Annotated in this window: 15 protein-coding genes; 7 read left to right on the top strand and 8 right to left on the bottom strand. The window is 34.4% G+C overall.

Going from position 1 to position 14160, the window contains the following annotated elements:
* Positions 1 to 69: 69 nt before the first annotated feature.
* The 5 genes from CCAND38_RS10990 to CCAND38_RS10970 all read left to right on the top strand — a co-directional run bounded on the left by CCAND38_RS10990 (position 70) and on the right by CCAND38_RS10970 (position 4250).
* A complete protein-coding gene (locus CCAND38_RS10990; protein WP_042345459.1) occupies positions 70 to 1134 on the top strand; it encodes a DUF4934 domain-containing protein in 1065 nt (354 codons plus the stop codon).
* Positions 1135 to 1517: 383 nt separating this feature from the next.
* Entirely contained in the window at positions 1518 to 2801 is a 1284-nt protein-coding gene (locus tag CCAND38_RS10985; RefSeq protein ID WP_042345457.1) for a citrate synthase, read from the top strand.
* Between the two features lie 211 nt (positions 2802 to 3012).
* The gene (locus tag CCAND38_RS10980; protein WP_042345455.1) at positions 3013 to 3552 is read left to right on the top strand and encodes a DUF2975 domain-containing protein; all 540 of its coding nucleotides are present in this window, start codon (positions 3013 to 3015) and stop codon (positions 3550 to 3552) included.
* A gap of 4 nt (positions 3553 to 3556) precedes the next feature.
* Positions 3557 to 4036 carry a DUF2975 domain-containing protein gene (locus CCAND38_RS10975; protein ID WP_042345453.1) on the top strand — a complete coding sequence of 160 codons (480 nt, stop codon included), beginning with the start codon at positions 3557 to 3559 and terminating at the stop codon, positions 4034 to 4036.
* A 4-nt stretch (positions 4037 to 4040) separates the two neighbouring features.
* Positions 4041 to 4250: a helix-turn-helix domain-containing protein gene (locus CCAND38_RS10970; RefSeq protein WP_042345451.1), complete on the top strand. Its 210-nt coding sequence runs from the start codon at positions 4041 to 4043 to the stop codon at positions 4248 to 4250.
* 123 nt (positions 4251 to 4373) lie between these two features.
* Here CCAND38_RS10970 and CCAND38_RS10965 read toward each other — a convergent pair whose 3' ends face one another.
* The 8 genes from CCAND38_RS10965 to hemA form a co-directional block, all read right to left on the bottom strand.
* Positions 4374 to 6803 (bottom strand): YfhO family protein, encoded by a 2430-nt coding sequence (locus CCAND38_RS10965; RefSeq protein ID WP_042345449.1) that lies wholly within the window; start codon positions 6801 to 6803, stop codon positions 4374 to 4376.
* A gap of 12 nt (positions 6804 to 6815) precedes the next feature.
* Positions 6816 to 7202 carry a DUF423 domain-containing protein gene (locus CCAND38_RS10960; protein ID WP_042010265.1) on the bottom strand — a complete coding sequence of 129 codons (387 nt, stop codon included), beginning with the start codon at positions 7200 to 7202 and terminating at the stop codon, positions 6816 to 6818.
* A 181-nt stretch (positions 7203 to 7383) separates the two neighbouring features.
* On the bottom strand, positions 7384 to 7764 hold the full coding sequence (locus CCAND38_RS10955) for a CCC motif membrane protein (protein ID WP_052458244.1): 381 nt from the start codon (positions 7762 to 7764) through the stop codon (positions 7384 to 7386).
* A gap of 68 nt (positions 7765 to 7832) precedes the next feature.
* On the bottom strand, positions 7833 to 8390 hold the full coding sequence (locus CCAND38_RS10950; RefSeq protein WP_042345447.1) for an anthranilate synthase component II: 558 nt from the start codon (positions 8388 to 8390) through the stop codon (positions 7833 to 7835).
* Positions 8391 to 8405: 15 nt separating this feature from the next.
* Positions 8406 to 9734: a dGTP triphosphohydrolase gene (gene dgt, locus CCAND38_RS10945; protein ID WP_042345445.1), complete on the bottom strand. Its 1329-nt coding sequence runs from the start codon at positions 9732 to 9734 to the stop codon at positions 8406 to 8408.
* A gap of 24 nt (positions 9735 to 9758) precedes the next feature.
* Positions 9759 to 9983 (bottom strand): membrane protein insertion efficiency factor YidD, encoded by a 225-nt coding sequence (gene yidD, locus CCAND38_RS10940; protein WP_042345442.1) that lies wholly within the window; start codon positions 9981 to 9983, stop codon positions 9759 to 9761.
* 200 nt (positions 9984 to 10183) lie between these two features.
* Positions 10184 to 10990 carry an enoyl-ACP reductase FabI gene (locus tag CCAND38_RS10935; protein WP_042010276.1) on the bottom strand — a complete coding sequence of 269 codons (807 nt, stop codon included), beginning with the start codon at positions 10988 to 10990 and terminating at the stop codon, positions 10184 to 10186.
* Between the two features lie 177 nt (positions 10991 to 11167).
* Complete coding sequence (gene hemA, locus CCAND38_RS10930; protein ID WP_042010309.1) at positions 11168 to 12421, bottom strand: glutamyl-tRNA reductase; 1254 nt, start codon at positions 12419 to 12421, stop codon at positions 11168 to 11170.
* A 193-nt stretch (positions 12422 to 12614) separates the two neighbouring features.
* Here hemA and CCAND38_RS10925 point away from each other — a divergent pair, with 193 nt between their 5' ends.
* Both CCAND38_RS10925 and CCAND38_RS10920 read left to right on the top strand, forming a co-directional pair.
* On the top strand, positions 12615 to 13517 hold the full coding sequence (locus tag CCAND38_RS10925; protein ID WP_042345440.1) for an AraC family transcriptional regulator: 903 nt from the start codon (positions 12615 to 12617) through the stop codon (positions 13515 to 13517).
* 324 nt (positions 13518 to 13841) lie between these two features.
* A complete protein-coding gene (locus CCAND38_RS10920) occupies positions 13842 to 14060 on the top strand; it encodes a hypothetical protein (RefSeq protein WP_042345438.1) in 219 nt (72 codons plus the stop codon).
* Positions 14061 to 14160: the final 100 nt, after the last annotated feature.

Below are 14160 nucleotides of genomic sequence, written 5' to 3'. Positions count from 1 at the left end.
ATTTCATGACAATAGGCATTTCAAATATTTTTATATTTTTGTTCGTAGAATAACTAAACGTTTTTTCGTATGAAACATTCTATTTTATTTTGTCTACTTATATCTTTTTTCATTTTTGGTTGTGAAAAAAAAGAAGACAGGGAGGAGTTTTGCAAAATTCTTATTGATTTTGATAAAATTGAGAACGTTGACTTATCTCAACATATTGAAAGAAAGGTCTGTTTTGAGTTTTCAGAAGAATCGATGTTAGGAAACTTGGATGAAATTGTTTTGAATGGTCAAGGTTTTTTAATACGCTCTTTAAGTAATCTTTTTCTTTTTGACGAACAAGGGAGGTTTCTATCCCAAATAGGCTCAAAGGGAGCAGCCCCCGATGAATATAGTAATTTTAATTCTTTCTTCATAAAGGGAGATGATGTTTTTATATATGATGATCAGACAAAACGGATGATTATTTACGATTTTCAAGGTAGATACAAATCAACTATAAACTTGAGCGATAGATATGATAGTATAACTCCAAATTTTATCTATCCTTTGTCCGATGGGAAGTTTATTTCAAAAAATATGTATGGGGGTAGTCATAGAAAAACTCCTTCATATAGCATTTTAAAGGAAGATTATAGCATTGAAAAGAATATTAAAAATAGGTGGTTGGCTCATAGTTTTTTTTCTCTAAATAATTTTAATGTGGGAGACGGCAAAAATATGTTGTTTTGGGAAATACTTAATGATACTATTTTTACAATCACAGAAAAACAAGAATGCTTTCCCAAATATATTGTGGATTTTCAAGAGAAATCAATTCCTTTGGATGTTAAGAAAAAAGAATTCTATGAATTGATTCAGTTTACGAATCAGCCTGAGAACATAAACAAGTATGCTTCCCTTGTGCAGAACGTTTATGAAGATTCCGATTTTTTGAGATTTACGTTTCTTTTTCAAAGAAAAATACACTACGTTAAACACGATAGGAATAATAACAAAACCAAAGTTTATTTACTGACATACGATAATCAAAATTTAGGCTCAAGAATTCTTTTTCACAAAAATCATTTGTATGTGCCTGTCAACGATTTAGATAGTATAGAGAGTAACGGTTGTTTGATATTGATAGATGAGTCTAAGTTATAAGATTAGTAGTTAGGATTTTACTTTTAGAATGTTGTATCTATGTTTCAAGAAAATAATGTTTTTTTGAATTTCGATACGTGAGGTAGATACCCACAAAATGTTTTGCTTTTTCTCAATATCTTTAAAAATGTAGAAGAAGTAAATTGTAAGAGTAACAGATAAACAGATGTGAAAGGTCGGGTTTTCGAAAAAAAGCGGAAAGCTATTTTTTTTATATTTTCGTTTAAAAAGGGGCTAAGAATCCGTTAATGAAACTGTCCAAAAAGTAACTGCGTTAAAAAAAATGGATAAAAATTTTTGTTGATCAGAAAAGTTTTTTGTATATTAGCCACGTTTTAAGCGAAAAAACGATATTACTAAAATAAAACTTTATAATTAAACTTATGGCAGAAACAGCAAAATTAGTCTTTGACGGAAAAGAATATGAATTTCCAGTGATTACAGGAACCGAAAATGAAAAAGCAATTGACATTGAGAAATTACGTGCTTTAACAGGGTTGATTACCTTGGATTCAGGTTATAAAAATACTGGAGCTTGTAAAAGTGCAATTACTTTTTTGGATGGAGAAAAAGGAATTTTACGTTATAGAGGATATAATATTGAGGAGTTAGCTGAGAAAGCAGATTTCTTGGAAGTGGCTTATTTGCTGATTTTTGGGGATTTACCAACCAAAGCTGAGTATGAAAAGTTCATCACTACCATTCATAAGTACACAATGATTCATGAGGAGATGAAAGGTATTTTAGATGGTTTCCCGAAAACAGCCCACCCAATGGGAGTGTTGTCATCGGTGATCAGTGCTTTGGTAGCTTTCAATCCTAAGGCAGTGGACGTATCTTGTGAGAAAGATGTGTACGAAGCTGTATGTAAAGTGATGGCAAAAATTCCAGTATTGGCATCGTGGGTGTATCGCAAACGAGAAGGACTTCCATTGAACTACTATAACAATGATATGGAATACATCGATAATATTCTAAATATGATGTTTGCCATCCCAACAAATAAGTACAAGGTGAATCCAAGAGTAGCAAGTGCGTTGAATAAATTGCTAATTCTGCATGGTGATCACGAGCAAAACTGTTCAACTTCTACCGTTCGCTTGGTAGGTTCGTCTCATGCAGGTTTATTTGCTACTATTTCGTCTGGAGTTTCTGCTCTTTGGGGGCCTCTTCATGGAGGAGCTAATCAAGCTGTAGTAGAAATGTTGGAAGATATTAAAGCCGATGGAGGTGATGTAGAAAAATATATCAGAAAAGCAAAAGACAAGGATGATCCATTCCGTTTGATGGGCTTTGGACACCGAGTGTACAAAAATTTTGATCCTCGTGCTAAAATCATCAAAGCAGCTGCGGATGACGTATTGAATTCACTTGGAATTGATGACCCAATTTTTGATATTGCCAAACATTTAGAAAAAGTAGCCTTGGAGGATGAGTATTTCAAATCAAGAAACTTGTATCCAAACGTGGATTTCTATTCAGGAATTATCTACCGAGCGTTGGGAATGCATGTGGAAATGTTTACCGTTTTGTTTGCTATTGGACGTTTACCTGGTTGGATAGCTCAATGGAAAGAGATGCGTCAAGGTGGAGAGCCAATCGGAAGACCACGCCAAGTGTACGTAGGAAGTACAGAAAGATCTTTTGTTGAGATTAGCAAAAGATAATCATAGAATACATTTTATAAGAAAAGCTCCACTTCGGGGCTTTTTTTATTCTTTGCCCATAATAGCTTCAATAAGAACTCATATTTAGTCGAGGTTCCTGAAATAATCCATGCTTATTTTTTATATTTCTTAATCAAATAATATAATAAATATTTATTGTTTTTCGATAAAAATTTATTATATTTGCATCATAATTTTAAAATCAGATACAATGAAAAAGATTACATCTTCCGATGTTCAACTCATTAAATTAACTGTTTGGTTGATATTAGTGATATTTTCTTTTGATGCAATACGAATGTTGTTCGAATTCATATCTCCTTTGATTTTTTCGAGAGAGAACAACACATCAAGCTGGGGTAGAAAATTGATGTTCTTCCAAAATCACCCAATTTATCACGGAATTATTGTTTTTTTTGAGTTAATTATTGCCTTTTCAAAAATTTATATGAGTTTGATAACGGCTAAATCTGTCTCAAAATTAAATGTAAGCAACTCGTTTTTTAAAGAGAAATTAGCTGACAATTTTCTAAAAATAAGCAAAATAGCTATTTCTTTGAGTTGCTTCATATTTATTTTTCAAGCCATAAGTGATTTTATTTTTATTAACACCCCGTCATACCAAGAATTTAACCGTAGAACGGCATCGGATATGGGAATAATACTTCTTTTAGGGTCAACTATGTATGTACTTGCTTACATTTTTAAAAAAGGAACAGATTTACAAGAAGAAAACGATTTAACTATTTGATATTATGCGAAAAATATTTATTCTAAAAACTATTCTCGACTTGCTATTTATTTTATCAATTTTCGGGGTTTTGAGTTTTATTTCATTCTTTTTGGAAGAGACCATCAGAGTGAACGGTTATGATGTTACGGCTGACACATTATTCGCTAAAATTGTGCTTTGGCTTTGGTATATTGGTTATCTTTTGTTCATATATATTCTTTATCTTTTCAGAAAAACTGCATACTTATTTCTTCGAGTACGAATTTTTAACGAAAAAGTGGTTAAAAACTTGAATAAAATAGGAATTCTACTGATAATCATAACTATATGTACTGATATTTCTTTAATGATTTATAGCGTTATAGAACGCAAAAATATAGGATTCCGATTGGATACAAATCCTGTGTTGTTTAAGATAGCTGTGGGTTTGTTATTTATGACTTTGAGTCAAGTGCTTAAAATAAGTACAAAAATGAAGGAAGAAAACGATTTAACTATTTGATATTATGCCAATTATTGTAAATTTAGATGTAATGATGGCAAAGCGAAAAATATCGTTAAATGAGCTTTCGGAAAAAGTAGGTTTAACGCTTTCCAACCTTTCCATTTTGAAAACAGGAAAAGCCAAAGCCATCCGATTTAGCACCCTTGAAGCGATTTGTAAAGCACTTGACTGCCAACCTGCTGATATTTTCGAATATAAAGAAGATGAGTAGTAATTTTAGTGGTGCTTTACTCCAAAAAAAATTGTCCGAAAAGTTGATTCTTTTGTTATCATTTCGTTTGTTGCCTATTCGAAATGATGATGCTTAGAAAAATAACTTTTCGGACAGTTTATTCTATTTTTTGTCTGTTTTTGTACGTCTATTCTTGTAAAAAACGACTCCTGCTCCCAGCAACCACAAAATCAACAATACATTTCCAGCTAAGGTGATTTTAGTTCCAGTGGCTACTACTTGAGGTTTGAACTCAAAGGTGATAGTATGTTTTCCTGCAGGAACTTCCATTCCACGCAAAAGATAGTTCACCCTGTAGTGAGGTACTTCTATGCCATCTAAGGTTGCAATCCAACCGTGAGGGTAGTGCATTTCGGAGAATACGGCAAACCCTTTTTGTTGATTATCAGTTTTATACTCTAATTTGTTTGGTTTGTAATTTTTCAGTACTATAGTTGCAGTACTATCCATTGTCGATGATTTGAAATTTAAATTTCCCACCTCTTTTGTCAAGACGATGGCTTCAGTTCTCGGGTTAAAATCCGAAAGCCCTTGCATCACTTCATCGTTGGTGTCTTTGGTAATTATTTTATTTACAAACCAAGCATTGCCTAAAGCGCCCCCATTCTGCATCGGTTGGAGTTGTCCATTTTCGTTATGCATAAGTATGTATTTAACATTGAGCATGTTAAGCACTTCTGTATTTCGGTTTGAAATCTGATATTCAAATAACTCTTGCAAATGTTTTGGTTTAGCGGCGTGGTATCCCCCAATAGAATGATGGAAATATGAAGTCCTTGCTCCGTTGATGCCTACTTCAGGTTCGTACACTCGGTAAACAGATTTGTCTTCTAATATCATATTATCAGCTTGTGTAGCTTCAAAGGGTTGTTTCATCCGATGTGTTGATACAAAATCTTTCTCATCTACATAACGTCTTGCTACGCCTCCTAAATCTAAAATGATGAGTAATAGTAGAGCTATTTGTACTCCCTTTTCGGATATCTTTTTGTATTGATATAAATTCAAAAACAATATAGTAAGTAACATAAAGATGGTGCTACGGAGCAAATCGCTGGTATACATGGACTGCCGATCTTCTTGAATCATCGCTACGACTTCGCGTCCGTAATATTGTTCATATAAAGTGTCGCTAACTCCTTTAAAATCAAAGAGTCCCTTGCCGAGTAGTAGTAAAATTACGATGCCAAAGGTAATACAAACGGTGTACAAAAGCGGTTTTTTATTTTCTTCAGTCGTATTTTTCAAAAATCGATACAGACCAAGCATTGCTAAAATCGGTACACACAATTCCAAAATTACTTGAATAGACGAAACTGCGCGGAATTTGTTATATAGCGGGAAATAATCAATCATCATATTTGTTAAGATGTCGAAATTTTTTCCCCATGAAAGTACCAATGCCATGATACTTCCTGTTAATAGCCACCATTTTTTGTAACCTTTGACTAAAAATAAAGATAACACGAAAAAGAAAAAGATGATTACTCCTATATAGGCTGGAGCGGCAACTATGGGTTGAGTTCCCCAATATGTAGGCAATCCGTTTGTAAATTCCAATGCTTGAGTTGGAGGAACGCCTTGTTTTACCAAAAAATCGTAGGTTTTTGAATCCTTTCCGAGAGCTTCATTGTTTGAACCTCCGAACAATCTTGGAACGATAAGGTTTAGCGATTCTGCCAATCCGTAGCTGTATTCCGTAATGTAGTCTTTTGATAATCCGCTATTTAATTTATTAGTTCCGTCTGGAGAAATCGTTAGTTCCGATTTGCCACGTGTACTCCACTGTGTGTATTCTTGAGTTGCTAAAAGCGATGTAGCGTTGGTGAGTACACTCAAAATAACAGCTCCAACGAGTGTGGCTGTAGCTTTCAAAAAATTATTTAATTCTTTGTTTTTACATGCTTTATATAGCATAAAACCTCCAAAAACGAGTACTAATAACATCAGATAGTACGTCATTTGCAAGTGATTTGCATTGATTTCGAGAGCCAGAGCAAAGGCTGTTAGCAACCCTCCCCAAAGATATTTTTTTCTGAAAATCAGTAAGATACCAGCAAGTACGGGTGCGAAATAACCTATGGCATGAGCTTTGGCATTGTGTCCCACACCGAGTATAATAATCAAGTAGGTAGAAAGTCCAAAGGCTATTGAACCTATAAAGGCAGTTCGCATATCTACTTTTAGGGTAAGCAATAAGACGTAAAGCCCAATAAAATAAAGAAATAAATAATCAGCGGGACGAGGTAGAAAGCGAATAGCTTTGTCTATTTTTTTGATAAAATCGTATGAATAATTAGCTCCCAATTGATAAGTAGGCATCCCTCCGAAAGCACTGTTTGTCCAGTAAGATTCCTCATTTTGACTTAGTCGGAAGTCGTTTCGTTCCTTCGCCATACCGGTATACTGTACTATATCGCTTTGGAAAATGGTTTTACCTTGCATTACTGGATAAAAAAAAGCCAAAGCTATAGCTATAAAAAGCACAACTGCCACCAAATGGGGCAGTGCCTTTTGAAAAATATGTTTCATCTTGAAATGTGTTTAGGCTTTTGACTTGATAAAATAAGCGATTAATAATCCCCAACCTATAATCATTAGTGTACCACCGATAGGAGTAATAGGCCCTAAAAAACGCAAACTGACACCCCAATGTTCTTGAAACGATAAAAAGTAGATGCTTACAGAGAAGAAAAATGTTCCCAAAATCACTAAAATGGAAGTCCATTTTTCTAAAGAAGATTCAAACTTTAAGAAGAATCCAATGATGAGTAACAATAAAGCCGAATACATTTGATATTTCACACCTACTTCAAAACTTGCTAATCGTTCAACTGACAGGATTTTTTTGAAAGCGTGTGCCCCAAAAGCTCCTAAAATGATAGAGGTGATTCCGTATATACCTCCCCAGAGTAATGTAAATGTTTTCATTTTTAATAAATATTTATCGAAGGAATCTAAGAATTTTCTCAGAAATACGATGTTTTACGTATAATTTTTAACTTTTTTGTACCAGTCTCAATGTGACTAAAGAAAGCTCTATGCAAGGTTTACGAGTGTTTTCTCAGTTTAACTGCATAAGCCTTTTTGCTTAGAATAGTAATTTTAAAAACTAATCAAAATGATTATAAGGCATTTCTTCAGTCATTTGTTCAATTCCTTCCAATCCCACGATAGCAATTAGGTAGATAGATAATAAGACCATCAACACGCTGATTATTACACTGATATATGCAACAGTCCTTGCTGTTTTTAAATTATCAATGCCTAAGTACATCTCCGGATTGCTATTGTATTGATTGATTCTTGTACTTGCTATTAATACAGCAATAACGGCAGGAATCAAACCTACGCCACAGCAAAAAGAGAAAACGATTCCGATAATCGCCAATACATACACAACCGTAGCGCTGATAGGTTGTTTAAGTTCTGAACGCTGATCGAATATGGGGTTCTTGTTATAATTGAATGTTGGATTCTGATTTGTATCCATAAATAAAACATTTAGAGTTAATAACCACGCAAATGTAAGTATTTTTACGCTTATAGGCAAGAGATGTTTTAATTTTCAATCCAATTTTTCAGTATCGTTTTGCCGAAGGGAGTAAGAATTGATTCAGGGTGATATTGTACCCCTCGAATGTCATATTCTTTATGACGGAGCGACATGATATACCCATTTTCATCAACAGAAGTTACGGATAGTGAATCAGATACGGATGAAACTACCCATGAATGATAGCGACCCACTGTGAACTGTTTAGGCATATTTTTGAACAAGAGATCTTCCTCTATGACAGTTACTTGAGAGGTTACTCCATGGAAAACCTTAGGAAGATTCATTAGTGTTCCTCCAAAAACCTCGCCGATAGCCTGTTGCCCTAAACAGACTCCAAGTATACTTTTTGAAGGAGCGTATTTTTCAATGATAACTTTCATTAACCCTGCCTCGTCTGGGATGCCTGGACCAGGAGATAGTAGGATTTTGTGGAAATCAGCTACCTCTGTTAAAGATATTTCATCGTTGCGTTTTACAACTACTTCGCACCCTAAATCTTCAAGATAGTGTACTAAATTAAAAACAAAACTGTCGTAATTGTCGATTACTAATACTTTCATAAAGATATGTGCTTACTATCCCCTAATTTTTGAATGCAACTCCACAGCTTTGGAATCGGTAAGACTTGCTACATAGCAGGTAACTCCCATAACTCGGTTGTACAGTGAAGAATCTTTTTTATAAGTTTCGGGAATTATTTTCAAGATAAGTTCATCAAATGTATTTTTTTTGCCATTGAAATCATTTAAAGTTGCTGTGAAAAAGATTTCAAGCAGGTCTTGAAGTATGGTGTAACCCGAAATTTCTTTTTCGATAACTTCTTTAGAATGGTAAACATGTGAAATACTGATGTTTATAATGTCTTCAATTTGAGATCTAAACACACTTTTGCTGAGCAATGAACTGTGAAATTCTCCCGCTAAGATTGTTTTTTCATTTTCGATGAATATGTTAGTTGCCTCGTGAATCAAGGTTCCAATAGCTATAGCACGTAAATAAGCGATACGCTCTTCTCGTGTACATAATTTGCTGTATTTTTGGGTGTTGATTCGCTCATTGATTAACTTTCCGAGGTATTCCAAGGCTAAATCTTCGGGGATAAGTCCCAAATTGATGCCGTCTTCAAAATCTATGATGGTGTAGCAAATATCATCGGCAGCTTCAACCAGAAAGGCTAACGGATGTCGTGCATATCTAAGTGTGTAATCATCTGAATTTGAGCGCATTTTTAGTTCGTTTGCGACTTCTTTAAAAAAAGCACTTTCCGACTGAAAAACACTGTATTTTTTGTCTTCAATGTTCTTTGTAGGACGTACAGGTAACGATTCTTTTGGATATTTTAGAAAAGCCCCTAAGGTGGCATACGACAAACGCAATCCTCCTTCAACTCCTGGGCGTGATTCATTTAGAATGCGGAATCCATTGGCGTTCCCTTCGAAGCTACAAAGGTCTTGATACTCTTTTCCGGAGAGTAAATGCTTGATAGTAGCTCCTTTTTTATATTTGAAAAATTCCCCAATAGCTTTTTCTCCACTGTGTCCGAATGGAGGATTCCCAATGTCGTGAGCAACAGATGCAGCCGCTACAATTGCACCAAAATCATTGGCCAAATAACCGAGTTCTTGCATGTGAGGTAATCTATTAAGCACGTGCGTTCCGATACTACGACCTAAACTACGACCTACCACCGAAACCTCAATGCTATGTGTTAGGCGTGTGTGTACGAATCCTGTTTTTGACAGAGGAATCACTTGGGTTTTGTCCTGTAAACTGCGAAAAGCACTTGAAAAGACTACGCGATCATAGTCCACATCAAAGTTAAGGCGATTTTCATCTTGCCCTTTTCTGAGACGTTTTTTAGTATCGCCAAAGCGATTTAGTGAAAGTAAATCTTCCCAATTCATTGTTTTTGTTTTTTTTATATCTGATTAAGGTACAGGGTCATAACCTTTTCCTCCCCAAGGATGGCAACTAAAAATGCGTTTTATTGCTAACCAACCTCCTTTGACTAGTCCGTGTTTTTTTAGAGCTTCGATGGTATAACTTGAACAGGTAGGTGTGTAACGACACGTAGGTGGTTTCAAGGGGGAGATGAAAATCTGGTAAAACTGAACCAACAGCACAAAAGGGAATACGATGATTTTTTTTAGCATAACACAAAAAATCTCAACTTAAATCAAGGAGAGATGTATCTTTATTTTAAAAGTATACCTCATGAAACAACAAAAACCTCGACTGTATCAAATCCACAATACAGTCGAAATTTTTATTTTATAATGTTGCTTTCCAAAAGTATAAATGCTTATAGGTATGAGCTTGAATGTAAATCCTTTAGCGTATATTTTTTGGAAAACTAACTGAATTTTTCTATAACTTCTTGACTTACACCTGTGTTAGAGAATCCTCCATCGTGGAAAAGGTTTTGCATTGTAACTTTTCGTGTTAAATCAGAGAACAAACTCACAGTGTAGTCAGCACAATCTTGTGCGGTAGCGTTCCCTAATGGAGACATTTTTTCTGCATAGGCGATAAACCCATCAAAACCTTTTACTCCTTGTCCAGCTGTAGTTGGAGTTGGTGACTGTGAAATGGTGTTTACACGCACTTTTTTCTCTTTTCCGAAGAAATATCCAAAGCTACGAGCAATTGATTCCAAGTAAGCCTTGTTATCTGCCATATCATTATAGTCAGGGAATGTTCGTTGAGCCGCCATATATGATAATGCGACGATGCTTCCCCATTCGTTCATTGCATCATTTTTGTACAAAACTTGACACACTTTATGGAAAGATAATGCCGAAACATCCCAGCCCTTTTCAGTAAAGTCATAGTTTGATTCGGTGTAAGGAATGTTTTTACGAACATTGACAGACATCCCGATAGAGTGCAATACGAAATCAATTTTACCGCCTAAAATTTCCATTGATTTGGTTACCAAGTTCTGTAAATCGTCCATATTGGTAGCGTCTGCAGGGATGATTTCTGAGCCTGTTTTTTCTGCCAATTGCTTGATTTGTCCCATACGCATTGCGATTGGTGCATTCGTAAGCACGAATTTACCTCCTTCGGCGTGAACACGTTCTGCTGTTTTCCAAGCTATTGAATTTTCGTCTAATGCTCCAAAAATGATTCCTCTTTTTCCTTTTAATAAATTGTACATAACTATTTTGGTTTTATTTGGACAAAGATATGAAAAAAAATTAAGTAAGCAACAAAGCAACTAATTGATTCAAAACCCTGAAGCTTCAATAGTTAAAAGATGTTTTATAACTGATTATAGATCTGAAGGAGAAAGATCTGTTCTAATTCAGTCAAAAAGATTACGGCAGAAGATTCCTTAAACAGCTTCTACATCCAACTGAAATACTTGTTGCATCCAGCTGATGGTTTCGTCAGCTGTTTGTGAGTCTTTTAGGTGGTTTACAAATTGTGTAGTTATTTTTTGGATGATGCGATTACTGATAATTTCAGCCTGTTCTTCGTTGAAGTTGTTGATTTTTTTGCGTTGAAAATCCAATTCAGCAAGTTTTAAGCTTTCTAATTTATTTTTCAATGCTTTAATAGTAGGAGCAAACTTACGGCTATTCATCCACTCGAAAAATTCATTTTTCACCTCTTCAATAATCAGCAAAGCGTTAGGTACGGCTTCTTTACGGCGTTCCAAAGTTTCATCTGTTAATTTTGAAAGTGCATCCATGTGAACCAACGTTACGCCCGAAAGCTCTTTCACATTTTCGTTTACGTTTTTAGGGATGGACAAATCCAAAATTAAAAGTTTTTTGTTTTCTGCGATAAGTTGTTTGTGTACAGTAGGTTGTGGAGCTCCCGTAGCCACAACCAACACATCTGCATTAGCAATCTCAGAGGTCAAATCATTTTCATTTTTTACCAACACGTTGAACTTTCCAGCCACTTGTTCAGCTTTTTTTCGAGTTCTATTAATGAGAGTAATATGATTGTTTTGAGTATGCTTGATAAGGTTTTCGCAAGTGTTACGCCCAATTTTTCCTACGCCATATAGCAAGATGTTTTTTTCAGAAATGTTTGCCACATTCTGCAAGATATATTGTACTGCAGCAAACGAAACAGAGGCTGCACCTGCCGATAAATTCGTCTCGTTTTTGATGCGTTTACTGGCGTTGATAACGCTGTTAATCAAGCGTTCTAAAAAAGTACTTAACAATCCTTTTTGGCGAGAAACTGAAGAGCTTTGTTTTATCTGTCCGATGATTTCAAAGTCACCTAAAATTTGGCTATCTAGCCCAGTCCCTACTCGAAAAATATGTTGTACAGCATCCCGGTTTTTGTAAATGTATCCAATTTTTTGAAAATCGTCCACTGAACCGTTTGAAAATTCGCATAGCAATTGAATCAACTGGAAAGGATGTTCAGCATATCCATATAACTCTGTACGATTACAAGTCGATATCACTAACAACTCCTGAATGCCTTGTGCCTTAGCCTCATCTAACAAAAGTGCCTTATTTTCAGAAGATAAACTGAAAGTACCACGCATTGTAGCGTCCGCTTTTTTGTAGCTTAACCCAATGCAGTAAAAACTTTTGCTCTTTGATAAATGATATTGATTCATAAAATATTCTTCGCTAATTCTTTCGCAAAAATAATCACAAGTGAAATATAAAAATAACGCTAAAAGAACTTTTTTTGTCTCTTTGAGTACGCGTTTATTTTTTTTATTGTATATTTGCAATTATTATACTGATAATGTGTATTTTAAGTAAAATGAATATACGGAAATATAGAACAAATCTAAATAAAATCACATGAAAAATTTACAATATTTTTTTTCAAAAAATACCGCAGGAAGTACTTCTGAAGTGGTGCTTATTAGCGAGGATATCATCCTTTTAAAAATAGGAAATGACACAGCTGAGCCTTTAGAAATAAAAAAAGAAATTCCTCAGAATTTTATTCAGTATCATTTCAATATCAAGGGATTAGCTCAATTTCTGTTTAATCATGGGAACTACAAGAAACCGCTACATGCGGAATGTATGTTGTTGCTTTACAATCCACAACAGGCTTTACCTCTGCATCAAATTGTCGAGCCAAAGTCACAAATTGTTTCGGTTTTTATATCAATTCAAAAGTTTCATAAGTTACTTTCCGATGAAGCGAGTTATGTGGATTTTTTAAGTCTTGAAAATAGAGACAAGAAGTATTATAAGGAAGACAAAATTGCACCCGCTATTATGGTGGTACTACATCAGATAATGAATGCTAATTTTCAGAAAAATTTACAGCCTTTTTATATGAAAGCGAAAGTGTATGAACTACTTGCGCTCTATTTTAATCGTTCCAATGAAGCTGATATTGAGCAGTGTCCGTTTTTGGCTGATGAAGAAAGTATTGCTAAGATTCATAAAGCTAAAGAGATTATTATTGGTCGTATGATTGAACCGCCTACTTTACAGGAACTTTCCAATGAAATAGGATTGAATATTAAGAAGTTAAAGGAAGGGTTTAAGCAGATTTATGGTGATTCAGTTTACGCTTTTTTGTTCGATTATAAAATGGAAATTGCACGAAAATTATTGGAGGGTAAAGATATGAATATCAATGAAATAAGTTCCAAAATAGGATATAGCACTCCAAGTCATTTTATTGCGGCTTTTAAAAAGAAATATGGAGTTACTCCAAAAAAATATTTATCGAATCGGGATTAATCAAGAATTGAAAAGTGTATTTTCAGACATATTAAAAATTACAAAAAAAACCTGGATTTTATATTTATTAAGATTTTATAAAAATAATTTTACTTATAACTTATTCATTATAAAATATTTATGTTTAAGCAAGAAGAAAAATGATGTGTAAATTTGCTTATTAAAATAACTTGGCTTAGCTTTGTGACGTGTATAAATTTTTGTTCTTATTAGAAGGTTATTTTTTGCCATAGGATTTCTATCCTTGATGGCATGTCAAGAAAAGAAGTGTTACTCCAAAGAGTTTTTTTAAGAAACATTTAATTACAACAAGATACTTTCTAAATGATCGGTGGAAAGTCTTTTTTTTTAGCTGCTAATGGTCAGTTGCATTGGACATTGGCTTATGGAGCGGTAGCAAACGGGGGGTATCTTTGGAGAAATTACAAATTTCTACAAATAGATAATGAAACACTTATAAAAGATAGAAAGCGAGATATTAACGAAGAAATAAACTATACCGCTGTACAAGTGTGGAATCCTTGGTTTTTGGTTTATGACTAATTAAATGGGGGGTGTTATGAAAAAGATAATAGTGAAATTTCTACTTTTATTAAGTATTTTTGTTAGCTTTCAAGGGAGTTGTAGTAAAGTAGGTCTTGAA

The organism is Capnocytophaga canis, from assembly GCF_000827555.1.
Lineage (GTDB): Bacteria > Bacteroidota > Bacteroidia > Flavobacteriales > Flavobacteriaceae > Capnocytophaga > Capnocytophaga canis.
This window is presented reverse-complemented; position numbering and strand designations above follow the sequence as displayed.